Genomic DNA, 21,706 nt, shown 5'->3' with positions numbered 1-21,706 from the left:
TCAGCGCTTGACCTTGCGGGTCGCGCGCAGCCACTCCTTGTTCATCGCGGTGATGGAGACCAGCGGGATGCCCTTGGGGCACGCCGTGGCGCACTCGCCGGTCAGGGTGCAGCCGCCGAAGCCCTCGGCGTCCATCTGGGCGACCATGTCCAGCACCCGGGTCTCCCGCTCGGGAGCGCCCTGGGGCAGCACATTGAGGTGGTTGACCTTCGCCGAGGTGAAGAGCATCGCCGCGCCGTTGGGGCAGGCCGCCACGCAGGCGCCGCAGCCGATGCACTCGGCGTGCTCGAAGGCGAAGTCCGCGTCCGGCTTGGGCACCGGGGTGGCGTGCGCCTCCGGGGCGGAGCCGGTCGGGGCGCTGATGTAGCCGCCGGACTGGATGATGCGGTCGAACGCGGTGCGGTCCACCACCAGGTCCTTGATCACCGGGAACGCGGCGGCGCGCCACGGCTCGATGTCGATGGTGTCGCCGTCCTGGAAGGACCGCATGTGGAGCTGGCAGGTGGTGGTGCGCTCGGGGCCGTGGGCGTCACCGTTGATGACCAGGCTGCACGCGCCGCAGATGCCCTCGCGGCAGTCGTGGTCGAAGGCCACCGGCTCCTCGCCCTTGAGGGTGAGCTCCTCGTTGAGGATGTCGAGCATCTCCAGGAACGACATGTCCGGGGAGACGTCGTCGAGCTCGTAGGTGGCCATGGCGCCGGGTGTGTCGGCGTTCTTCTGGCGCCAGACGCGCAGGGTGAGCTTCATGCGTAGCTCCGCTGAGTGGGGTGGACGTACTCGAAGATCAGCTGCTCCTTGTGGAGCACGGGGGCCGCACCGGTCTCGGTGAACTCCCAGGCAGCGGCGTAGGAGAACTCGTCGTCCTTACGGGCCGCCTCGCCGTCGGGGGTCTGCGACTCCTCGCGGAAGTGGCCGCCGCAGGACTCCTCGCGGTGCAGGGCGTCCAGGCACATGAGCTCGGCCAGCTCCAGATAGTCGACGATCCGGTTGGCCTTCTCCAGCGACTGGTTGAACTCCTCGCCGGTGCCCGGGACCTTGATCCGGCGCCAGAACTCCTCACGGATCTGCGGGATGCGGTCCAGGGCCTTGCGCAGCCCCTCGTCGGTGCGGGCCATGCCGCAGAACTCCCACACCAGCTCGCCGATCTCCCGGTGGAAGGAGTCGGGGGTGCGGTCGCCGTCGACGGCCAGCAGCCGGGCCAGCCGGTCCTCGGTCTCGCGCACGACCTCCACGGCGGCCGGGTGCGAGGCGTCGACCTCGTCCTTGTGCGGGTTGCGGGCCAGGTAGTCGTTGATGGTCGACGGCAGCACGAAGTAGCCGTCGGCCAGGCCCTGCATCAGCGCGGAGGCACCGAGTCGGTTGGCGCCGTGGTCGGAGAAGTTCGCCTCGCCGATCGCGAACAGCCCCGGCACGGTGGTCTGGAGGTCGTAGTCGACCCACAGCCCGCCCATCGTGTAGTGGATGGCGGGGTAGATGCGCATCGGGACCTCGTACGGGTTCTCCGCCGTGATCCGCGCGTACATGTCGAAGAGGTTGCCGTACTTCTCCTCGACCTTCTTACGGCCCATGCGCTTGATGGCGTCGGCGAAGTCGAGGTAGACGCCCTGCCCGCCGGGGCCGACGCCGCGACCCTCGTCGCAGACGTTCTTCGCGGCCCGGGAGGCGATGTCGCGCGGCACCAGGTTGCCGAAGGAGGGGTAGATCCGCTCCAGGTAGTAGTCGCGCTCGTCCTCGGGGATCTCGGCCGGCGGACGGTTGTCGCCCTTGGCCTTGGGCACCCAGATGCGGCCGTCGTTGCGGAGCGACTCGCTCATCAGGGTCAGCTTCGACTGGTGGTCGCCGGAGCGCGGGATGCAGGTCGGGTGGATCTGGGTGAAGCACGGGTTGGCGAAGTAGGCGCCGCGCCGGTGCGCCCGCCAGATGGCGGTCGCGTTGGAGTTCATGGCGTTCGTCGACAGGTAGAAGACGTTGCCGTAGCCGCCGCTGGCCAGCACCACCGCGTCCGCGAAGTAGGTGGAGATCTCGCCGGTCACCAGGTCGCGGGCGACGATGCCGCGGGCGCGGCCGTCGACGACGATCAGGTCCAGCATCTCGGTGCGGGCGTGCAGCTCCACGTTGCCCGCCGCGATCTGGCGGGAGAGCGCCTGGTAGGCGCCGAGCAGCAGCTGCTGGCCCGTCTGGCCGCGGGCGTAGAAGGTGCGGGAGACCTGCACACCACCGAAGGAACGGGTGTCCAGCAGACCGCCGTACTCGCGGGCGAACGGCACACCCTGGGCCACGCACTGGTCGATGATCTCCACCGAGATCTGGGCCAGGCGGTGCACGTTGGACTCGCGGGCGCGGAAGTCGCCGCCCTTGACGGTGTCGTAGAACAGCCGGTGGATCGAGTCGCCGTCGTTGCGGTAGTTCTTGGCGGCGTTGATGCCGCCCTGGGCGGCGATCGAGTGGGCGCGGCGCGGCGAGTCCTGGTAGCAGAACTGCACCACGTGGTAGCCCTGTTCGGCCAGGGTGGCGCCGGCGGCGCCACCGGCCAGGCCGGTGCCCACGACGATGATGGTGTGCTTGCGGCGGTTGGCGGGGTTGACCAGCTTGGCGTTGAAGCGGTGGGTGTCCCAGCGCTCGTTGACCGGGCCGGACGGGGCCCGCTCGTCCTTGATCGGCTCGCCGACGAGGTAGTCGGTGTACTCGCGGGATGTGCTCATGGTCACTCCACCACTCCGGTCATGACACCCACGGGCACGGAGATGAACCCGACGGTGAGAACGAGCGCCAGGCCGTTGGCGATGGCCTTCAGCGCGCGGTCACGGGTCTTGCTGCCCGCGCCGAGGGTCTGGGCGGCGCTCCAGAAGCCGTGCCGGACGTGCATGCCCATGGCCAGCATGGCCGTGATGTAGATGACGTTCCCGTACCAGGTGGAGAAGGTGTCCACGACGTTCTGGTACGGACGGCCCTCCTCGAACCCGCCGGAGTGCACGGTGCCCGCGGTGAGGTCCAGGACGTGCCAGACGATGAACAGACCCAGGATCACGCCGCCCCAGCGCATGGTGCGGGTGGCGTAGCTCATCCGCGCCTTCTTGTGGACGTAACGCTCCGGGCGTGCCTTGATGTCTCGCTTGCTGAGCTGGTACGCGGACACACCGTGCAGGATCACCGAGGTCAGCAGGATGACCCGGGCTCCCCAGAGGCCCCACTCGTGGTGGAGGACCGGCGCTCCCATGACGCGCAGCCAGTGCCCGTAGGCGTTGAACTCCTCCGCGCCGAAGAAGATCTTCGCGTTCGCGACCATATGGACGACCAGGTACCCGATCATGATCAGGCCGGTCACACCCATCACGATCTTCTTGCCGACGGTCGAGTCCCAGAAGGTACGCGCCATGGACGGCCGTCGGTCCGTCCGCGTTGCCAATGCCATGAACACGACGGTAGGCCCAGGTGGGTCGAAAGATCCAAGATATTAAACCGATGCTCTCGATAGCCTGGCCCTATCGACATCGGTGGGGCGTCGTGTGCCCTCCGCTCCGGCGCCCCGGCGCCCCTCCGGGCGCCGGCCGGAGCCCGGCGCGGGCCGCGGCTCGTACGGCGCGCGGCCCGCCCGCGGCTCAGATCCAGCCGCGCTCGACCGCCCGCACCCCCGCCTCGAAGCGGCTCTGGGCGCCCAGCCGCTCCATCAGCTGGGCCACCACCCGGCGGACCGTGCGGTCCGACATGCCCAGCTGGCGGGCGACCGCGCTGTCCGTCAGCCCCTGCATGAGCATCCGGAGCATCTGCCGCTCGGCCTCGCTGGGCGCGTCCTTCCGCTGATCCGGAGGGATCTCCGCGCGCTGCCAGAGCAACTGTGCCAGGGCGCCGAACGCGGGTCGCACGTGGGGGTCGGATACCAGCACATAGGTGGAGTCGGGCTGCAGTCCGGTGGTGAGGATCGCCCCGCCCTCGGTGAGCACCATCGCGCCGGGCGGCAGCCGGGAGCTGTAGCGCACCTGGACGCCGTGGTCCTGCTGCCAGGCCACGTGCTCGGCGATGTCCGGTACGCCGCGGGTGCCGTGCGGCAGCACGATCCGCACCCCGCCCTCGCGGTCCCACAGCCGGCTGCCGGCCCCGCGCAACACGTCCAGCAGCGGATCCTCGGACGAGGTGTAGTTCCAGTAGCAGAACACCTCGCCGGTCCCCTCCGCCAGGAACCGCCGGGTCGCCTCGGCGAGTTCGACGGCCCCCGGCAGCGGTCTGGAGTCGGCGGTGATCGAAACCATGTCAGTCCCCCTCTGAGCGGAAACGAACCCGGCGCTACCGCCTCCGAGGAGGTCGGCCGACGGCCGGTACGGCATGAAAACCGGTGCACCGCCCCGCGGAACGGCGCGTTGACCGGTTCACGCCATGCCGGGGCCAGAAGCGGACACCGCGGCCGACCGGCCCGGTTCCTCGTCTCCCTCGTCCCCCGGCAGCGCGCCCACCAGATGCAGCAGCGCGCTCAGCCCACGCCCCTCCCCGGAGCGCAACTCCAGCCGACCGCCGGCGGACTCGATGAGCTTGACCGCGATCGACAGCCCGATGCCGGTGCTGGGGAACGGGCCGCGGGTCCAGCCGCGTTCCAGCGCCGCCTCCCGCTCGGAGTCCGGCAGCCCCGGTCCCTCGTCCCGGACCCGGATCCGCAGCCGGGGGCCGGCCACCGTGATGGCGATCTCCACGACGCCGCCCTCGGGCGAGTACTTCAGGGCGTTGTCCAGCAGGACGTTCAGCGCCTGCTCCACCGCACCGGGCCGGGTCAGCCCCCAGGCGTGCCGCGGCATCTCCAGCGTCATCCGGATGGCGCGCTGTTCGGCGACCGAGGCCCAGCCGCGTACGCACTCCTCCACCAGCCCGCACACCTCCACCACCTGGGTGGAGCGGTCGGCCGGGTGGGAGCGGGCGTGCTCCAGCATCTCGGTGAGCGTGCGGTCCAGCCGGTCCACGTCGGCGAGCAGCCGCTCGTGCCGCTCGGCCGCCGTGTCCGGCAGATGGGGGCCCAGGTTCTCGAGCCGCAGCCGCAGCGCCACCATCGGGTTGCGCAGCTGATGGGCGACGTCGGCCAGGAAGCTGCGCCGGTCCTCCATCATCGACTGGATGACCGCGGCCAGTCGGTTGACCTCGGCGGCCAACTCCTTGAGGGCGTCCCCCTCGCAGTGCTCCGCGGTCCGGGCGTGGAACTCGCCGTCGGCCAGGGCCCGCACGGTGTCGCCGATCCGGTCCAGGTCGCGCAGCGTACGCCGGCGCAGGACCAGCGTCGGCAGGGCGCAGAGGGCGACGCCGAAGGGGAGCAGCAGCCCCAGGGTGATCCACACCGTCAGGATGCGGCTGCGCAGCTCCGTCGCCGACTGCCGGAGCAGCAGCACCCCCGAGCCGGCGCCGTCCACGCTCAGCGGCGCCTCGACGGAGAGGCGGCCGCCGACCGGCGGCAGCGGCCGCTCGACCAGCTGTCCCTCCGGCACGCCGCCCTCCCAGGTGGACGCGGTGAAGGCGCGGGCGTGGCCGTCGGTGTCGACCGCCGAGCCGCGCACCCTGCCGTCGGGCCAGCGCACCGAGACCTCCAGCCGCTGCGCCGCCGCGAACTCGACGAGCAGCCGGTCCACGGCCGCCGCGTCGCCGTTGGTCATGGCGTGCGAGAGCGGCGTGGCCATGGCGTCGGCGCTGTCGCGGAGCCGGTCGGTGGCGGCCCGGTTGGCGTGCTCGGCGTAGAGATAGCCGAGCGGGACCACCAGGGCCGTCAGCACCGTGCCGATCAGGAGGCACTGGACGATGGAGTAGATCTGCCGCATCGACCCGGGCCTCAGGGCGCGGGCTGCGGCTGGAAGCTGAAGCCCACCCCGCGCGTCGTCTTGATCCACTTCGTGGAGCCGAGCTTGCGGCGCAGCGCGGCCACATGGGTGTCCAGGGTGCGGGAGCTCCCCGCCCACTGCTGATTCCATACGGCGTCCAGCAACTGCTCGCGCAGGAAGACCCGGCCCGGCGTGCCGGCCAACAGCACCAGCAGCTCGAACTCCTTGCGGGTGAGGATGACGGGCCGGCCGTCCAGCGACACGGTGCGCTGGGCCGGGTCGATGGTGAGCCGGCCCCGGGTGAGGACCGGGTTCACCGGCTCGGCCGGGGCCGGCCGCGTCCCGGTGCGGCGCATCACCGCGGCCATCCGTGCGAGTAACTCCTGGAGTCGGTAGGGCTTGACGATGTAGTCGTCGGCCCCCAGCCGCAGCCCCAGGACCTTGTCCATCTCGTCGGAGCGCGCGGTGACGGCGATGATCGGCACCGCGCACATGGCGCGCAGCCCGCGGCACACCTCAAGGCCGTCCATGTCGGGCAGGTTGAGGTCGAGCAGCACGATGTCGCCGCACTCGTGTCTGCGGAGGGCCGCGGCTCCGGTGGAGACATGGTCCACGGTCCATCCGTACTGCTGGAGTCCCTCGGTCAGTGCGTCGGCGACTTCGACGTCGTCCTCCACAAGCAGGACCCTCATATGGCTGTCATCCCCCGGCGATCAGCGCATGTGTGTGTCGTCGCGGACGTCCCCGTACGTCCGGTTTTCGAAGAAACGTTGCTCCCACTGTCGTGTCGGTGATCTTACATACGCTTAACACAACTCTGTAGGTACGGGAGCCGTGATTTTGCAGAGCCTGCCTAGGCTCAGTGGTGATCCGGGGCGGATGAACGACGGAGTGGCACGCCCCGGCTTCGTCGCGATACGGGGGTATGCGAAACATGGCGAAGGGACCGCCTGGCCGTCCCATGCACCGCACTTTGACCTTCTGGACGATGTGCGGGTTAGGACTCGGTGTCGTATTCGGGGCCGTCGCCCCGGAGGCGGGGGAGCGGATGCGCTTCCTGGCCGACGCCTTCATCTCACTGATGACGATGCTCATCGGCCCGGTCATCTTCACCACGGTGGCCGGCGGGCTGGCCTCCCTGGGCGGCCGGCGCCTGCTGAGCAGCCTGTCGCTGAAGGCCGTCCTCTACTTCGAGGCGGCCACGACGCTGGCGCTCGTCATCGGACTGCTGGTCGGCAATCTGCTGGGCCGGCTGCCGATCCCCGCCACCGATCCGGGGCCGGACGTCGACAAGCTGGACTCGCTGCGACGACAGGCGGAGAGCTTCGGCAACGGCTCACTCAGCCTGGACGCGGTGGTGCCGCACAGCTTCTCCTCCGCCGTGATCGGCGGAAACATGCTGCACACCCTGGTGGTGGCCGCGCTCACCGGGGTGGCCCTGGTGATGGCGGGGCGGCGCGGCGCGCCCGTGCTGGACCTGATCAACCGGGGCAGCCACATCCTGTTCTGCATGGTGCGGATCGTGGTCGCCGGGGCGCCGGCGGCGGCCTTCGGCGGCGCCGCGTACACGGCCAGCCAGATCGGCGTCGTACCGCTGGGTGGACTGGCCTGCCTGATCAGTGCCTTCTACCTCACCTGCGCGGCGGTGATCTTCCTCGGGCTCGGGCTGCTGGCCAGGGCCAACGGCTTCTCGCTGCTGCGGCTGGTGCGCTATCTGCGCCATGAGCTCCTGGTCGTCATCGGCACCTCCTCCTCGGGCCCGGTCTTCCCGCGCGTGCTGCGCAAGCTGGAGCTGGCCGGGGCGCCGCGCGGCACCAGCGCCCCGGTGCTGGCCGGCGGCTACTCGCTGCACCTGATCGGCACCTGCCTCTACCTCACCATGGCGGCCATGTTCGTCGCGGTGACCAGCGGAAGCGGGCTCTCCCTCGGAGACCAACTGCTCTTCCTGGCCATCGCGATGATCGTCTCGAAGAGCGCGGTGGGAGTGACCGGCTCCGGGCTGCTCACCCTCATCGCGACGATCTCGGTGACCCAGTCGGTGCCCATGGCCGGCGTGGCCCTGCTCATCGGGATCGACCGGATCATGTCCGAGGCCCGGGCCGTCACCAACCTCATCGGCAACAGCGTGGCGACCCTCGTCATCACCCGGTGGGCCGGCCAACTCGACCTGGACCGGCTCAACCACACCCTCTCGGCACAGCGCCCCGCGGAGCTGGACCGACCCGAGGACGATCCCTCGGTCGTGGAAATCCGCATCTCCGACGGAAAATAGGCTCCGCCGTCCGCCGGTTTCCCTCTCTGGACATCCCCCAGAATTGCGCGTCTCGCTCCTTACCCCCACCTGCACGTCGCTCCACGTGAATTAGTGGAAAAGGAAACAAGGCATGACCGTGACCACGCTCGCAGTCCAGTCCATCGACCACCGGGAAAACGCGGAGGTGCGGCCACCGCGACCCCACAACCCCTCTTTGCATTCCACGTTGTCCACCGCGCGGCGTGAAATCGTGATGGTGCGCTCGGAGTCCATGCCGCGCCAGGACGAACTCCGCCGCGAGGCAGGCATGTTGATGAGCCTGCTGCGGCGCTGGGTGCGGATCTCCGTCATCTGGGACGAGCGCCTGCTGTCCCACCCCGCGATCGTGGAGTACGTGCTGTGGCAGGCCCGTTCGGGAATTCAGGTGCGCACCGCCGCGGAGGTACCGGTCACCATGGCGCTGGTCGACGACGCCACCTCCGCGGTGGTCGCGGAACCCGGTCGGGGCGCGCCCCGGGGAGAGGACTCGGTGAGCGTCTCCCGCTGCCCGGACACCGTCAGCATGCTGCACTATCTCTTCCTCGGCCTGTGGGAGGGCTCGACGCCGCTGGCCGTGGAGAGCTGGTCCCCGGACGACGACCAGTCGCTGGATGTGCTGCGCATGCTCGCCCGCGGCCTCACCGACGAGCAGATCGCCCATCGACTCGACGTCTCCAAGCGCACCGTGAGCAGGACCGTCGCCAAGCTGATGCGGGAGCTCAACGCGCGCAGCAGGTTCGAGGCCGGGGCGCTGGCGACCCGCCTGGGCTGGTTCGGCACCGGTGACTGGCGCGGCTGACCCGGGCCGGGAGGAGCCATGACCACCGAGGCGTGTACGGCGCGGACCGACGGTCCGCGCCGTACACGCCTCGGTGGGTCCCGCCGCCGGATTGGGACAGGGGGCGTCGTCCAGCGGACAAGCTCCTTCAGCTGACGGCGTCGCCCGGCAATCGTGGGCCTGTGCTCCGTTACCCCGCAGTACGGGCGAAAGGTGAGGCGTTGATGCAGGCCAAGCGATGGCACCGGCTGACGGCTGGTCAGGTTCCGCGGTGGATCCGCGGCGCCCTCCCCGGGGGGTCGGCATGACCGGCCGTCCCGTAGTGCTGCTGCTCGGCGGCAGCCCGAGCCCACGCTCGCACACGGCGGCCGTCATCGGCGCCGCCGCCGGGGTGCTGACCGAACTGGGCGCCGAGCCGCTGGTGTGGGATCTGGCCGCGCGCCCGCTGCCGATCGTCGACGCCTCCTGCCACGGCCGTCCGGAGCTGTACGCCGACCCCCTGGCGCGCCAGCTCTCGCCGATGGCCGCCCGGGCGGACGCCTTCGTACTGGCGTCGCCCACGTACCACGGCTCCTACTCCGGAGCCCTGAAGAACGCCCTGGACCACCTGGACGGCCATGAGATGGCCGGCAAGCCCGTCGGGCTGCTCGCCCACGGGGAGAACCTGACCGCGGTCCAGGTCTGCGACGCGCTGCGGACGGTGGTGCGGGCCCTCAAGGGAGTGGCCGTACCGGAGCAACTCGTCACTGTGCCCGGCGACTTCGAGCGAACGGGGGACGGGCGACGGCTGCTCGCCGCCCCGGCGGCGCGGGGCCGACTCGACGTCCTGTGCCGCTCCCTGGTCGCGGTCACCCGGCAGCTCGCCGCCGGTGACGCCGTCGGCATCGGAACCGCGTGGGAGTGACGGGATGAGCGGAACGGCGGCGCGGGACGACCGCGTCAGACGGGACAGAACGCACTACCTCTACATCGCCGTCATCGTGGCGGTGGTGCTGGGCATCGCGCTCGGCTTCGCCGCGCCCGACGCGGCGGTGGAGCTGAAGCCGGTCGGCACCGGCTTTGTGAACCTCATCAAGATGATGATCTCCCCGGTCATCTTCTGCACGATCGTGATCGGCGTCGGCTCGGTCCGCAAGGCGGCCAAGGTCGGCGCGGTCGGCGGCCTGGCGCTGCTGTACTTCCTGACGATGTCGACCGTCGCGCTCGCCATCGGACTGCTGGTCGGCAACGTGCTGGAGCCCGGCAGCGGGCTGGAGCTGACCGAGTCGGCGCGGCACGCGGGAGAGGCCCAGGCGAAGAAGGGCGGCGAGTCCACCACGGACTTCCTGCTCGGCATCATCCCCACCACCCTGGTCTCCGCCTTCACCGCGGGCGAGGTGCTGCAGACCCTGCTGGTCGCGCTGCTCGTCGGCTTCGCGCTCCAGGCCATGGGGAAGGCGGGCCGGCCGGTGCTGACCGGCATCGGCCACATCCAGCGGCTGGTCTTCCGCGTGCTCGCCATGATCATGTGGGTGGCGCCGGTCGGCGCGTTCGGCGCGATCGCGGCGGTGGTCGGCGAGACCGGGGCGGACGCCCTGAAGTCGCTGGCCGTCATCATGGTCGGCTTCTACGTCACCTGCCTGCTGTTCGTCTTCGTGGTGCTCGGCACGGTGCTCCGCCTCGTCGCCGGGATCAGCATCCTCGCGCTGTTGAAGTACCTGGCGCGGGAGTTCCTGCTGATCCTGTCCACCTCCTCCTCGGAGCCGGCGCTGCCGCGGCTGATCGCCAAGATGGAGCACCTGGGGGTGAGCCGGCCGGTGGCCGGCATCACCGTTCCGACCGGCTACTCCTTCAACCTCGACGGCACCGCGATCTACCTGACCATGGCCTCGCTCTTCGTCGCCGAGGCGCTGGGCCAACCGCTCTCGCTGGGCCAGCAGGTCTCACTGCTCGCCTTCATGATCATCGCCTCGAAGGGGGCCGCGGGCGTCACCGGCTCGGGCCTGGCCACCCTGGCCGGCGGTCTGCAGTCGCACCGCCCCGAACTGGTCGACGGCGTCGGCCTGATCGTCGGTGTCGACCGCTTCATGAGCGAGGCGCGCGCCCTGACCAACTTCGCGGGCAACGCGGTCGCCACGGTGCTGATCGGCACCTGGACCAAGGAGATCGACCGGGAGCGGGCCGCCGAGGTGCTGGCCGGCCGGCTGCCGTTCGACGAGACCACGCTGGTGGACGACGGCCACGGGGCGCCGGCCGATGACGGCGACGACCGCGGGGCGCCGGCCCCGACGGCGGCTGTTCGATGACTGTTGGGAGTACCATGACCGGCCAAGACATTCCGAAGATAGCGGCGTTCCGACAGAACCTCCGGGACTACCGGGTGCCCTACCTCCCCTTCGGCAGCACGCTGGGGCCCGCCGAGATCGAGGCGGTGACCCAGGTCATCAGCTCGGGCGAGACCCTCTCCGGCGGCGCGTGGCGCACCCGCTTCGAGGACGACTTCCGCGCCTATGTGGGCGCCCGGCACGCGATGAGCGTCACCAGCGGGACGGTGGCCCTGGAGCTCGCCATCCACCTCCTGGACCTGCGGCCCGGGGACGAGGTCGTCGTCACGCCGCAGACCTACCAGGCGACCATCCAGCCGCTGCTCCAGTACCCCGAGGTCCGGGTCCGGTTCTGCGACGTCAAGGACGACACCCTCAACCTCGACCCGGAGAGCCTGCGCAAGCTGCTGAACGACAAGACCCGCGCCGTCATCCTGGTGCACTACGGCGGGCTCCCGGCGGAGATGGACGCCGTCATGGAGCTGGCCCGGGAGCGCGGCATCCTGGTGATCGAGGACTCCGCCCACGCGCTGGGCAGCAGCTACCACGGCCGCCGCCCCGGCTCCCTCGCCGACATCGGCTGCTTCAGCTTCCACTCGAGCAAGAACATCACCACGCTCGGCGAGGGCGGCATGCTCACCTTCGCCAACGACGACTGGGTCGACCGGATCGAGCGGCTGCGCGGCAACGAGGCGGACGCCGTCTTCGTGGCGCGCGACCACCGCTTCGGCACCTCGCGGGAGCCACTGCCCGGCGCGCTCTACCCGGGACACTCGTACACCCACGACTGCGTCGCCCTGCTCCGCCACGGCACCAACGCCACGCTCAGCGAGGCGGCGGCGGCCGTGGGCGTGGCCCAACTGCGCTCCCTGCCCGACTTCGTGGCCCGCCGGCGGATGATCGCCCAGCGGCTCCGCGAGGTGCTCGCCGACTACCCGGGCCTGGTCGCCGCGGTCACCGAGCCGGACGGGGTCGAGCAGTCCCAGCACCTCTTCACCTTCTTCGTGCGCGCCCCCGAACGGCTCAGCCGGGAGCGGCTGATCCACGAGCTGGCCGAGCGCGGGGTGCAGGTCCCGATCCGCTACTTCCCGCTCCACCTGACGCCCGAGTGGCGTTCGCGCGGGCATCGCTACGGGGAGTGCCCCACCGCCGAACGGCTCTGGTTCGATGAGCAGATGAACCTGCCCTGCCACCCCGGTCTCAGCGACAAGCAGGTCGATCTGCTCTGCGAGCTGCTCGGTGACGCGCTGCGGGCGGCGCTGTGCTGAGGATCCTCGACGCGCGGGCCGTCCGGGAGCTGCTGTCGGTCTCCGAACTCGCCGCGGAGATCGGCGCGGCCTTCACCGCGGGCGGCGACGGGGCCACGGAGTTCGCCCGCAGCTCGGTGCGGACCGACGCGGGCGAGCTGCTGCTGATGCCCGCGGTGCACTCCAACACCCTCTCGGTGAAGCTGATCAGCCTCTTCGACAACCCGCCGGAGCTACGACTCCCCAGCGTCCAGGGGCTGGTGACGCTCTTCGACGCGGCGACCGGCCGCCCGGTGGCGGTGCTCGACGCCACCGCGGTCACCGAACTGCGCACCGCCGCGGTGACCGTCTGCGCCACCGACCTCCTGGCCAGACCCGACGCCCGGGTGCTGACCGTCATCGGCGCCGGGGTGCAGGGCCGGGGGCACCTGGAGGGGCTGGCGGGGATCCGGCCCTGGGACTCCGTACGGCTGCACAGCCGCGATCCGCGCAGGGCCCGGAAGCTGGCCGCGTGGGCCCGGGAGCGGGGCCTCGCGGTCGAGGTGCTGGAGAGCGTCGACGCCGCCGTGCGGGACGCGGACGTGATCTGCACGGTGACCACCTCGCCGGAGCCGCTGTTCGAGGACTCCGCGGTGGCGCGGGAGGGGGTGCACCTCAGCGCCGTGGGCGCCTACGGCGCCACGCGCCGGGAACTGCCCTCGCGCCTGGTGGCGAGATCCAGCCTGTTCGTGGAGTCCGCCGCCGCGGTGCTGCGCGAGGCCGGGGACATCCTGATCCCCATCGCGGAGGGCGCCCTCCCGGCGGATCCCCCCATGTCCACCTTGGGGGAGGTGCTCGCGGGACGTCGTCCGGGGCGCCGGTCGCCCGGCGAGACAACCCTCTTCAAGTCCGTGGGCGTGCCGATCGAGGACGCGTTCACGTGTGATCTCCTCTATCGGCTCGCCGTGGCCCGGAACGCCGGGCAGTCGATTCCGTTCGAATAGGAATGCTGAAATCTCCGGGGTTCGTCCGGCCGTAAATCTAGAATGACCGGACGGCCGCCGGACCACCGACTGGCCGCAGGAGGACACCCCGCTGTCGTCTTGCTGACAAGAGATTGTCCCGCCTCACCGGCGCCCGGAAGTATGCGTCACCTCGCTACCGCCTCATCGACGCAAGTCACTTCCGAGGTTGAGGGGACACATAAGCCATGCATTCGCCACGCTCCGCCGACCTGTTGTTCGCGCAACTCGACGCCGCCGGCCGTGCCGCCAAGCGCCCCTGGGCCGTGGACCACGAATCGGCCGCCGTCACCGTCAAGGACGGACAGGTCCATCCCGGAGATGTCGCCGAGGCCGCCCGACGATTCGCGCGGACGGCGGCGGAGCGAGGCGTTCGCTCGGGCGACCGCTGTGTCGTACGGCTGGAGAAGCCGCTGGACGTCCTGGTGGCCTTCGCCGGTCTCACCGCGCTCGGCGCGGTGCCCGTGCTGCTGAGCGCCCGGCTGGACGCGCCGACCGCCCACGCCGCGCTGGAGCCGGTCACCGGCCCGCTGCACCTGCTGATCGCCGAGGCTCGCGAGGCCGACTTCCCGGACCCCCTGACACCGGGAGCGACCCGGCTGATCTGGGAGGACGCCGTCTCGGCGGTGGCCGGAGGGTCGGCCGAGCCGCCCCCGCACGGCGTGGAACTCGCCCCGGACCAGCCCTACCTGGTCACCCACACCTCCGGCACCACCGGCGTGCCCAAGCTGGTCGTGCACACCCGGAACAGCTTCTACCAGCAGTCCGCCATCCAGACCCGGATGCTGCGGCCGATGTTCCTCTCCGGGTATCTCGCCGCGGCCATCTCCCCGGTGCACGTCCGCACCCTCTCCGGAATTCTCAGCGCCCTGCGACTGCGCCACTCGCTGCTGCTGCTCGCCTCCGAGGAAAGCGACAGCGTCGGCGCCCAACTGGAGCGCTGGCGGCCGGAATACCTGGAGACGCACCCGAACAGCTACATCACCTGGGAGGGCCTGGCGGCCGAGGGGGCGATGTCCTCGGTGCGCATGTTCCTGGGCACCTTCGACGCGATGCACCCGCGAACGGTCGACGCCCTGCTGAATGGTTCCCGACGCCGTCTCGCGATGTTCACCGAGGTATACGCGCAATCGGAACTCGGGCCCATAGCCTTTCGTATCCGCACCCGGAAGACCGGCCGTTCCCGAAACACGGTCGGCGCCGAACTGGCCGGCCACCGCGTCGGCCGGGCCATTCCCGGATACAGCCGCATCCGAGTCGTCGACGAGCAGGGAAACCGACTTCCACGCGGCGAAAGCGGCCGAATCCAGGTCCGTTCCAAGGGTCGCTTCGCCGGATATCTGAATTTCCCCGAGCGCTTCACGGAGAACCTCTTCGAGGGCGGTTGGTGGGACTCCGGCGACTGGGGCGCGCGGACCGCGACGGGGACCCTGCGGCTGCACGACCGACAGGTCGAGCGGCTGTCCGGGGCGACCAGCGGCATCGCGCTGGAGGACGTACTCCTCGACCGCGTACCGGAGTTGGCCGAGGTGGTCATCATGGAGACGGACGGACGACTCGTGCCCGTCCTCGTCAGCCGGTCCACCGCACCCGTCACCGAAGAGCTGTGGCTCGCGGCCACGCGTGATCTGCCGTCCCTCGCGCCACCCCGCTTCGTGGCCTGGCACGAGATTCCGCGGACGGCCACCGGAAAGGTGCGGCGAGAAGTCCTCCGACACCGGCTGAACGGCTGATCCGCGCTCCCTCGACCGTCCGCGCGGTCACCGAATCCGGTTCCCCCCGGCCGCACCTCGCGGCCCCGTCACTTCTTGCCGACATCCGTTCACATCAACTGGGGTGGTCTGCCGAGCATGGCTGAAAACAGGGTAGTGCTGCGTGCCGAGAAGGTGCGGCGCGAGTTCGTCAGCGGGGATTCCGCCGTGGAGGTCCTCAAGGGCTGCAGCCTCGAGGTGTCCGCGGGGGAGTTCGTCGCCATCGTGGGCAGGAGCGGCAGCGGCAAGTCCACGCTGGCCAACGTGCTGTCGGGGTTGGACCGCCCCACCTCCGGCACGGTGACGCTGCTGGGCCGGGACCTGTCCCGGCTCGGCGAGGCCGAGGCCGCCGCGATGCGGGCCCGGGAGATCGGCTTCGTACTCCAGAAGGACAACCTCATCCCGTCCTTCACCATCGAGGAGAACGTGGCGGCCCCCCTCGTCATGGGCGGCACCAAGCTGAGCGACGCGCTCCAGCAGGCCCGCGAGATGCTGTCCGAGGTGGGCTTGTCGCACCGCGCCAAGCAGTGGCCCGGTCAGGTCTCCGGCGGTGAGGCGCAGCGCGCCGCCGTCGCCCGGGCCTGCGTCGTCCAGCCCGCCATCGTCTTCGCCGACGAACCGACCGGAGCCCTCGACGAGGAGAACGGCCGCCAGGTGCAGGAGATCTTCCACAAGCTCGTCAGCACCACCGGCGCCGCCGGACTGATCATCACCCACGACCGGGACCTCGCCGCCGGCGCGGACACCGTCATCACCCTCGCCGACGGCCAGGTGGTCGCCACCGAGAGGACGGCGTGATGGCGCTCGATCCACACCGCCTGGTCGCCCGCTCCCTCAGCCGCAGCTGGCGGCAGCGCCCCGCCCGGATGGTCGCCGCCATCGCGGCCGGCATCGGCGGCGTGCTGCTGACCACCGCCATGCTGCTGATCTCGGCCTCGGTGCTGGACGCCATCAAGGGCGCCTCCATCAGCGGCGTCCGCGACGAGGTCGTCGCGGTCGAGGCGCGCGCCCCCGGCGGCATGACGCGGGACGTGGTCGACCGCACCGAGCGGGAGACCGGGGTCAAGGGCTCCCGCGCCCTGGTGATCAGCACCCGCGCGGCCACCGGCGAGGGCGACTCGACCGACCCGGTCATCGTCTTCGGCGTCGACGACGCCCTCGGCGGCCTCACCGACGAGCGGCTCGCCGAGCAGATCGGCCGCACCGAGCTCGCCGCCGACCAGGTCCTCCTCTCCGCGGACTGGGCCGAGGACCACGACCTGGGCGAGGGCGACACCGTCCGTGTCACCTCCCCCCAGGGCGTCCAGCGATGGAAGGTGGCCGGGCTGCTCGACGGGCAGGTCGCCAACCGCGGGGCGATGGTCATCGCGCCGCTGCCCACCGTCGCCACCGCCTTCGACCGCGGCACCCACAGCGATGTGCTGCTGCTCGACCCGGGACAGCGGGACCGCGCTGAGGTGGTGGCCGCCGCCGAGCGTGCCGTCGACGGCGCGGCCGACGTCAAGCGCCCCGACGAGTTGCTCTCCGGCTACGGCAAGACGTTCCGCACCTCGCTCACCATCCTGGGCATGTTCGCGGCCATCGCCGTGCTCACCGCCGCCGTGGTGCTCTTCCTCACCTGGCGCCTCGCCCTGGACGACGCCCGCACCACCCTCGCCAGACTGCGACTGTTGGGTGTGCGCACCGGACACCTCATGGTCGGCTCGGCCATGGTGATGGTGCCGCTGCTGCTCGGCACCTATGTCATCGGCGCGGCGCTCGGCATCTGGGTGGGCTCCCTGCTCGGCTCGTTCACCCGCCAGATCACCGATCTGACCCAGCAGGCCGTCACCCCGGGGCTGCCCTGGCAGTGGCCGGCGGCCGGGGCGTTCGTCGCCACGGTGGTGATGTTCGCCGCCGCCTGGCTCTCCGGCGTCCGCCGGTTCACCAGGATCACCCCCATCGAGGCGGTCACCGGCCGCGACCAGGTGTCCATGACCCCGGGCGGGGTGCGGCGGCCGCTGATCGCCGGTCTGGTCTCGCTCGCCGTCGGCGTGGCCCTGGTGGCGGTGGGCGGCGAGATGGTCACCTCGACCAGCCTGGTCTTCCTCTTCCTCGGCGCGGCCCTGCTCAGCGTGGTGCTGCCGGTGCTGGCCGGCGCGCTGCTGCGCCGCGGCGAGCCGGGCCCGGTGCGCCTGGCCGTCGGCCGCCAACTCCAGCTCGGCTGGAAGCGCAACGCCGCGCTCTCCATCACCTTCACCGTCGCCGTGGTGACCTCGGTGGCCATGGCCGGCACCGCCAGCAGCATCAAGGACGAGGTCGCCGGCTCGGTGCAGCGCTGGACCCAGGGCGAGCTGTACGTCCAGGCCGCCGAGGTCGGACAGAACCTCCAGAACGAGAAGTTCCCGCTCGCCCTGGAGCAGGAGCTGCGGAAGGTCGACGGCGTCGAGGCGGTGACCTCCTTCACCTACGCCAGCGTCGGCCTCGACGGCCGCAAGGTGCAGGTGTGGAACTGGGGCGAGTCCGACATCGACCGGACCACCGACCTCACGGTGGTCGAGGGCGAGAAGGACTTCGTCACCAAGCTCGACACGGACGAGATCGTCATCTCCACCAACTACGCCCGCACCCGGGACCTCGGCGTCGGCGACACCATGGAGCTGCCGCTGCCCACCGGACACCGCGAGGTGAAGGTGGCCGCGGTGCTGGAGGACTCCGCCTCCGACGGCGGCATGATCGTCGCCGGTACCCGGCTCTACCGCGAACTCACCGCCGCCCAGGGCGTCTACGAGTACTACATCGGCGTCAGGGAGGGGGCGGACCAGGGACAGGTCAAGGCCGCCCTGGAGAAGAAGCTCGCCGACCGCTACCCGCGGGCCGAGGTGCTCACCCGCACCGAGATGCGCGACGCCTTCGCGGGCATCACCGCCCGACTGGTCAGCTCCTTCGAGGCGTTCGCCTGGGTGATGTTCATCCTCGCCGTCCTCGTCGGCGGCGCCACCCTCGCCTCCGGCCTGGCGGAGCGGCAGCGGGCGCTGGCCCTGCTGCGACTCGCCGGCGCCACCCGCAAGGCCGTCACCCGGCAACTGGTCGGCGAATCGCTGGTCGTCGCGGGCTGCGCCTGGATCGTGGCGCTGCCCGTCGGCTGCCTCGCCATCCCGGGCATGCTCGACGCCCAGGCCGGCCAGAGCGGCCTGCTGCCGGGGATCACCGTGCCGCTGCTGCTCAGCGTGGCCAGCCTGCCCCTCGTGGTGGTCTGCATGCTGCTCGCCCTGGCGGTGGCGGGCCCCCGCCGGGCCAACCCGCCGCTGCGCGCGCTGCTGGCCGAGGAGTAGCCCGGACGCCGCGGTGGCGACGACACACACCCACACCATCGGCCGTATCCCGGCCCCTTCACCGAAACGGGGAGAACAACTGTGATCAGTGGGAAGGAGCGCCGGCTGCGGCGCGTCATGGGGGCGGACGCCCGCACCCTTCTGGTGGCCGTCGACCACGCCCTGACGACGGGCGGCGCGGGCGGGCTGTCCCGGATGAGCACCGTGCTCGGCGCGGTGGTCGCCGGCGGCGCCGACGGCGTCGTCGTCCACCGCGGCTCCGCCGCCACCTCGATGCCGGTCCAGCGGGACACCGCGATGATCGTGCACCTGTCCGGCAACACCCGGCTCAGCCCGGGCGGCGAGCTGAAGACCCGGGTCTGCGACCCGGAGACCGCGCTGGCGCTCGGCGCCGACCTGGTCTCCGTGCACGTCACCTTCGGCGGCGGCCACCAGGAGGACCGGGCGGCCCTCGCCGACCTCGGCAAGGTCGCCGCCTCCTGCGACCGGCTCGGGCTGCCGCTGCTGGTCATGACGTATGTGGCGGGCGCCGGCGAGAGCCCGGCCGAGCGCGGCGCGGCGGTCATCCACGCCGGGCGGGCCGTCGCCGAACTCGGCGCCGACATCGTCAAGGTGGCCCACCCCGGCACCGAGCACCTCGACGAGCTGGTCGCCTCCATCGAGGTGCCGGTGGTGCTCGCCGGCGGAGAGGCCGAGAGCGGCTGGGAGGAGTACGTGGCCGCCGCCAAGGACGCCATCGGCCACGGCGTGGCCGGGCTGTGCGTCGGCCGCCGGGTCTTCGGCAGCCCCGACCCGGCCGCCGCCGTCGCCGAGCTGCGCGCGGTGGTCCACGGCGCGGCCGGTGTGGGCATGCGTTCCGCTGGGACGGAACAGGTGGGCACACCGGCCACCCACGGCGGGTGACCGCACCACCGCCCCCGGCCACCGACGGCCCGTCACCACACCACTTCGAGGAACGCCGCTTCGCGACAGGTGGTCGCGATACGCCGCTTCGCGGCAACCCGCTTCGAGACAGAGGAACACCCGTGGCACAGACCGAACTCTGGGTGGACGTCAGCACCCTGACCCCCGCCGAGACCCCCGACGCGCTGGCCTACCTGCGCTCCTCCGCCGCCACCGTGCTGGTGCTGCGCTACGACCAGTACGAGGAGTGGCAGCCGCTGGACCGGCTGCGCACCGCCTGCCTGGTGGGCGCCGAGGAGGCGGAGCTCGCCGAGCTGATCGCCGCCGACGAGCGCGTCGACGCCGTCATCGCCCGCTCGCCCGCGGACGTCGAGACCGCCCGCCGGACCGCCGGCTCCCGCCCCGTCGGCGTGCGCTGCGAGATCGTCGACGGCGACACCATGAACGAGGCCGCCGACCTGTCCGGCTCCGTCGACACGGTCGTCGCCGCCTTCAGCGACGAGACCAACATCCCGCTCGAACTGCTGCTGGCCCGCGCCCAGGGCACCCGCACCGGCGTCGTCAAGCAGCTGCTGAACACCGCCGAGGCCGCCACGGTGGCCGGCGTCCTGGAGAGCGGCCCGGCCGGCCTGATGGTCTCCGCCGAGCGCCTCGCCGACGTGGACCTGGCCGCCTCGGTGGTCGCCGCGCGCAGCCGGATCCGCAAGGACCTGGTGGAGCTGGAGGTCACCCGGGCCGAGTCGGTCGGCATGGGCTACCGCGGCTGCGTCGACACCACCACCCTCTTCGGCGAGGACGAGGGCATGATCGTCGGCTCCACCTCCTCCGGCGGCATCCTGGTCTGCGCCGAGGTGCACTACCTGCCCTACATGAACCTGCGTCCGTTCCGCGTCAACGCCGGCGCGGTGCACTCCTACGTCTTCGGCGCCGAGGAGACCGCGTACATCACCGACCTGAGCGCCGGGGAGCGCTCGCACGCGGTCGCCGCCGACGGCACCTTCCGCGAGGTGGGGATCGGCCGGGTCAAGACCGAGCTGCGCCCGCTGCGGCTGATCGAGGCCCGCCACGGCGACGTCACGGTCAACGTGATCCTCCAGGACGACTGGCACGTGCGGGTCATGGGCGGCGACGGCAAGCCGAGGAACCTCACCGACGTCACCCCCGGCAGCACCCTGCTGGGCCTGGTCACCGAGCCGGGCCGGCACGTCGGCATCAAGGTGTCCGAGCACATCGATGAACACTGACGCCACCCTCGCCGACAGGGGCCACGGCGCCGGCGCCGACACCGGCCGCGGCGGCCGGGCGGACCGCTCCGCCTGGGGCGTCGCCCGCGCCTTCGTGCGGCTGTCGAAGGTCACCGTCTACCAGCACTTCTTCCCCTGGGCGCTGGCCCTGGCGCTGGTGGACGGCGCGGCCCTGGACCGCTCCGGCGCGGTGCTCGCCCTGACCCTCTTCCTGGTCGCCTCGGCCGCCATCGTGGCCTGCACCTCGGCGGTGGACGACATCGTCGGCTACCGCAACGGCAGCGACGCGGCCAACTACCGGGAGGGCGACCTGGGTCGGGACATCCGACGCAAGCCGCTGCTCAGCGGGGCGATCACCGAACGCGAGGCGCGGCTCTTCGCCGCCGCCACCGGGGCGCTGACGCTCCTCGCCGGGCTCGGCGGCTTCGCCGCCCTGGGCTGGGACGTGCCGATCGAGTCGATCCTGGTCTTCCTGGCCGTCGCCGCCTGCGCGGTGCAGTACTCCGGCGGTTTCCGGTTCAGCTTCCGCACCGGCGGCTCGGAGACCATGCTGGGCCTCTCCACCGCCGGCGGGCTGATCTTCCCGTATGTCGCGCTGGCCCGCGGCTGGTCGCCGGCGGCCGTGCTGGAAGCGCTGATCATGGGTTTGTGGCTGGTCATGGTCATCTCGTACTCCAACGTCAACGACAAGGAGGGCGACGCCGCCGTCGGCCGTAAGACGCTGGCGGTGGTCAGCGGGCCGAAGGTCTTCAAGACCGCGATGGTGCTGTTCTTCGTCGCCGACGTCGGACTGCTGGCCGGCTGGGCGCTGCTGCCCTCCGTCCCGTGGTGGGGCGCGTTGACCCTGCTGCCCGCGGTCGCCCTGCACGCCGCCCAACTGCGGTACGGGGTGGCCCAGGAGAACTGGCTCAAGGCCCGGCTGTGCGGGTTCATCGCCTACGACCTCGGGTTCCTGGGGCTGCTCGTCCCGACGCTGTTCATCGCCTGACCCGCCGCGACCGACCGTCCGCCGCCCGTTCTCCGGCAGCCCGCCGTCCCACCGTCCGCCACACCTCGCCACCCGCGAAACCTTGAACAACGTCC

18 protein-coding genes are annotated in these 21,706 nt (G+C 71.4%); 12 read left to right on the top strand and 6 right to left on the bottom strand.

The features are described from left to right. The 6 genes from CD790_RS16360 to CD790_RS16330 form a co-directional block, all read right to left on the bottom strand. Nucleotides 1-747, bottom strand: coding sequence for a succinate dehydrogenase/fumarate reductase iron-sulfur subunit (locus CD790_RS16360; protein WP_144383961.1), 747 nt, complete (start codon nucleotides 745-747; stop codon nucleotides 1-3). Next, nucleotides 744-2,702 carry a fumarate reductase/succinate dehydrogenase flavoprotein subunit gene (locus CD790_RS16355; protein WP_144383960.1) on the bottom strand — a complete coding sequence of 653 codons (1,959 nt, stop codon included), beginning with the start codon at nucleotides 2,700-2,702 and terminating at the stop codon, nucleotides 744-746. The genes CD790_RS16360 and CD790_RS16355 overlap by 4 nt, the downstream gene beginning before the upstream one ends. Nucleotides 2,703-2,704: 2 nt before the next feature. Continuing rightward, nucleotides 2,705-3,412 (bottom strand): succinate dehydrogenase, encoded by a 708-nt coding sequence (locus CD790_RS16350; RefSeq protein WP_144383959.1) that lies wholly within the window; start codon nucleotides 3,410-3,412, stop codon nucleotides 2,705-2,707. Between the two features lie 187 nt (nucleotides 3,413-3,599). After that, a complete protein-coding gene (locus CD790_RS36610) occupies nucleotides 3,600-4,247 on the bottom strand; it encodes a helix-turn-helix transcriptional regulator (protein WP_313956514.1) in 648 nt (215 codons plus the stop codon). 117 nt (nucleotides 4,248-4,364) lie between these two features. Further along, entirely contained in the window at nucleotides 4,365-5,789 is a 1,425-nt protein-coding gene (locus CD790_RS16335) for a HAMP domain-containing sensor histidine kinase (protein WP_144383958.1), read from the bottom strand. 11 nt (nucleotides 5,790-5,800) lie between these two features. Further along, nucleotides 5,801-6,481: a response regulator transcription factor gene (locus CD790_RS16330; protein ID WP_144383957.1), complete on the bottom strand. Its 681-nt coding sequence runs from the start codon at nucleotides 6,479-6,481 to the stop codon at nucleotides 5,801-5,803. 269 nt (nucleotides 6,482-6,750) lie between these two features. On the opposite strand from CD790_RS16330, the gene CD790_RS16325 reads away from it, so the two are divergent. From CD790_RS16325 to CD790_RS16270, 12 genes are all read left to right on the top strand, one after another. After that, nucleotides 6,751-8,061 (top strand): cation:dicarboxylate symporter family transporter, encoded by a 1,311-nt coding sequence (locus tag CD790_RS16325; protein WP_186319051.1) that lies wholly within the window; start codon nucleotides 6,751-6,753, stop codon nucleotides 8,059-8,061. A 112-nt stretch (nucleotides 8,062-8,173) separates the two neighbouring features. Beyond that, nucleotides 8,174-8,881, top strand: a complete 708-nt coding sequence (locus CD790_RS16320; RefSeq protein ID WP_144383955.1) for a helix-turn-helix transcriptional regulator — start codon at nucleotides 8,174-8,176, stop codon at nucleotides 8,879-8,881. A 283-nt stretch (nucleotides 8,882-9,164) separates the two neighbouring features. Further along, nucleotides 9,165-9,764, top strand: a complete 600-nt coding sequence (locus CD790_RS16315) for an NADPH-dependent FMN reductase (RefSeq protein ID WP_186319050.1) — start codon at nucleotides 9,165-9,167, stop codon at nucleotides 9,762-9,764. 4 nt (nucleotides 9,765-9,768) lie between these two features. Then, nucleotides 9,769-11,145 (top strand): cation:dicarboxylate symporter family transporter, encoded by a 1,377-nt coding sequence (locus CD790_RS16310; protein WP_144383953.1) that lies wholly within the window; start codon nucleotides 9,769-9,771, stop codon nucleotides 11,143-11,145. Nucleotides 11,146-11,159: 14 nt separating this feature from the next. Beyond that, nucleotides 11,160-12,431: a DegT/DnrJ/EryC1/StrS aminotransferase family protein gene (locus CD790_RS16305; RefSeq protein ID WP_144383952.1), complete on the top strand. Its 1,272-nt coding sequence runs from the start codon at nucleotides 11,160-11,162 to the stop codon at nucleotides 12,429-12,431. After that, a complete protein-coding gene (locus CD790_RS16300; RefSeq protein WP_144383951.1) occupies nucleotides 12,425-13,393 on the top strand; it encodes an ornithine cyclodeaminase family protein in 969 nt (322 codons plus the stop codon). The genes CD790_RS16305 and CD790_RS16300 overlap by 7 nt, the downstream gene beginning before the upstream one ends. Before the next feature lie 206 nt (nucleotides 13,394-13,599). Beyond that, complete coding sequence (locus CD790_RS16295) at nucleotides 13,600-15,144, top strand: class I adenylate-forming enzyme family protein (RefSeq protein ID WP_144383950.1); 1,545 nt, start codon at nucleotides 13,600-13,602, stop codon at nucleotides 15,142-15,144. Nucleotides 15,145-15,261: 117 nt separating this feature from the next. Then, nucleotides 15,262-15,960 (top strand): ABC transporter ATP-binding protein, encoded by a 699-nt coding sequence (locus CD790_RS16290; RefSeq protein ID WP_144383949.1) that lies wholly within the window; start codon nucleotides 15,262-15,264, stop codon nucleotides 15,958-15,960. After that, on the top strand, nucleotides 15,960-18,476 hold the full coding sequence (locus tag CD790_RS16285; RefSeq protein ID WP_144383948.1) for an FtsX-like permease family protein: 2,517 nt from the start codon (nucleotides 15,960-15,962) through the stop codon (nucleotides 18,474-18,476). Before CD790_RS16290 ends, CD790_RS16285 begins: the two co-directional genes overlap by 1 nt. Before the next feature lie 81 nt (nucleotides 18,477-18,557). After that, a complete protein-coding gene (locus CD790_RS16280; protein ID WP_144383947.1) occupies nucleotides 18,558-19,379 on the top strand; it encodes a class I fructose-bisphosphate aldolase in 822 nt (273 codons plus the stop codon). A 122-nt stretch (nucleotides 19,380-19,501) separates the two neighbouring features. Then, nucleotides 19,502-20,623, top strand: coding sequence for a 3-dehydroquinate synthase II (locus CD790_RS16275; RefSeq protein ID WP_186319049.1), 1,122 nt, complete (start codon nucleotides 19,502-19,504; stop codon nucleotides 20,621-20,623). After that, nucleotides 20,613-21,611 (top strand): prenyltransferase, encoded by a 999-nt coding sequence (locus CD790_RS16270; RefSeq protein ID WP_144383945.1) that lies wholly within the window; start codon nucleotides 20,613-20,615, stop codon nucleotides 21,609-21,611. Before CD790_RS16275 ends, CD790_RS16270 begins: the two co-directional genes overlap by 11 nt. Nucleotides 21,612-21,706: the final 95 nt, after the last annotated feature.

Source organism: Streptomyces sp. SAJ15, assembly GCF_007595705.1.
Taxonomy (GTDB): domain Bacteria; phylum Actinomycetota; class Actinomycetes; order Streptomycetales; family Streptomycetaceae; genus Streptomyces.
Note: the sequence above shows the minus strand (reverse complement) of the source record. Positions and strands in the feature narration are given on the sequence as shown.

What these genes read in the sequence shown, in the direction of transcription:
- CD790_RS16285 (WP_144383948.1), top strand. Translation starts at nt 15,960, where the DNA reads ATGGCGCTCGATCCACACCGCCTGGTCGCCCGCTCCCTCAGCCGCAGC.
- CD790_RS16350 (WP_144383959.1), bottom strand. Translation starts at nt 3,412, where the DNA reads ATGGCATTGGCAACGCGGACGGACCGACGGCCGTCCATGGCGCGTACC.
- CD790_RS16355 (WP_144383960.1), bottom strand. Translation starts at nt 2,702, where the DNA reads ATGAGCACATCCCGCGAGTACACCGACTACCTCGTCGGCGAGCCGATC.
- CD790_RS16335 (WP_144383958.1), bottom strand. Translation starts at nt 5,789, where the DNA reads ATGCGGCAGATCTACTCCATCGTCCAGTGCCTCCTGATCGGCACGGTG.
- CD790_RS16360 (WP_144383961.1), bottom strand. Translation starts at nt 747, where the DNA reads ATGAAGCTCACCCTGCGCGTCTGGCGCCAGAAGAACGCCGACACACCC.
- CD790_RS16325 (WP_186319051.1), top strand. Translation starts at nt 6,751, where the DNA reads ATGCACCGCACTTTGACCTTCTGGACGATGTGCGGGTTAGGACTCGGT.
- CD790_RS16330 (WP_144383957.1), bottom strand. Translation starts at nt 6,481, where the DNA reads ATGAGGGTCCTGCTTGTGGAGGACGACGTCGAAGTCGCCGACGCACTG.
- CD790_RS16315 (WP_186319050.1), top strand. Translation starts at nt 9,165, where the DNA reads ATGACCGGCCGTCCCGTAGTGCTGCTGCTCGGCGGCAGCCCGAGCCCA.
- CD790_RS36610 (WP_313956514.1), bottom strand. Translation starts at nt 4,247, where the DNA reads ATGGTTTCGATCACCGCCGACTCCAGACCGCTGCCGGGGGCCGTCGAA.
- CD790_RS16310 (WP_144383953.1), top strand. Translation starts at nt 9,769, where the DNA reads ATGAGCGGAACGGCGGCGCGGGACGACCGCGTCAGACGGGACAGAACG.
- CD790_RS16270 (WP_144383945.1), top strand. Translation starts at nt 20,613, where the DNA reads ATGAACACTGACGCCACCCTCGCCGACAGGGGCCACGGCGCCGGCGCC.
- CD790_RS16320 (WP_144383955.1), top strand. Translation starts at nt 8,174, where the DNA reads ATGACCGTGACCACGCTCGCAGTCCAGTCCATCGACCACCGGGAAAAC.
- CD790_RS16290 (WP_144383949.1), top strand. Translation starts at nt 15,262, where the DNA reads ATGGCTGAAAACAGGGTAGTGCTGCGTGCCGAGAAGGTGCGGCGCGAG.
- CD790_RS16295 (WP_144383950.1), top strand. Translation starts at nt 13,600, where the DNA reads ATGCATTCGCCACGCTCCGCCGACCTGTTGTTCGCGCAACTCGACGCC.
- CD790_RS16305 (WP_144383952.1), top strand. Translation starts at nt 11,160, where the DNA reads ATGACCGGCCAAGACATTCCGAAGATAGCGGCGTTCCGACAGAACCTC.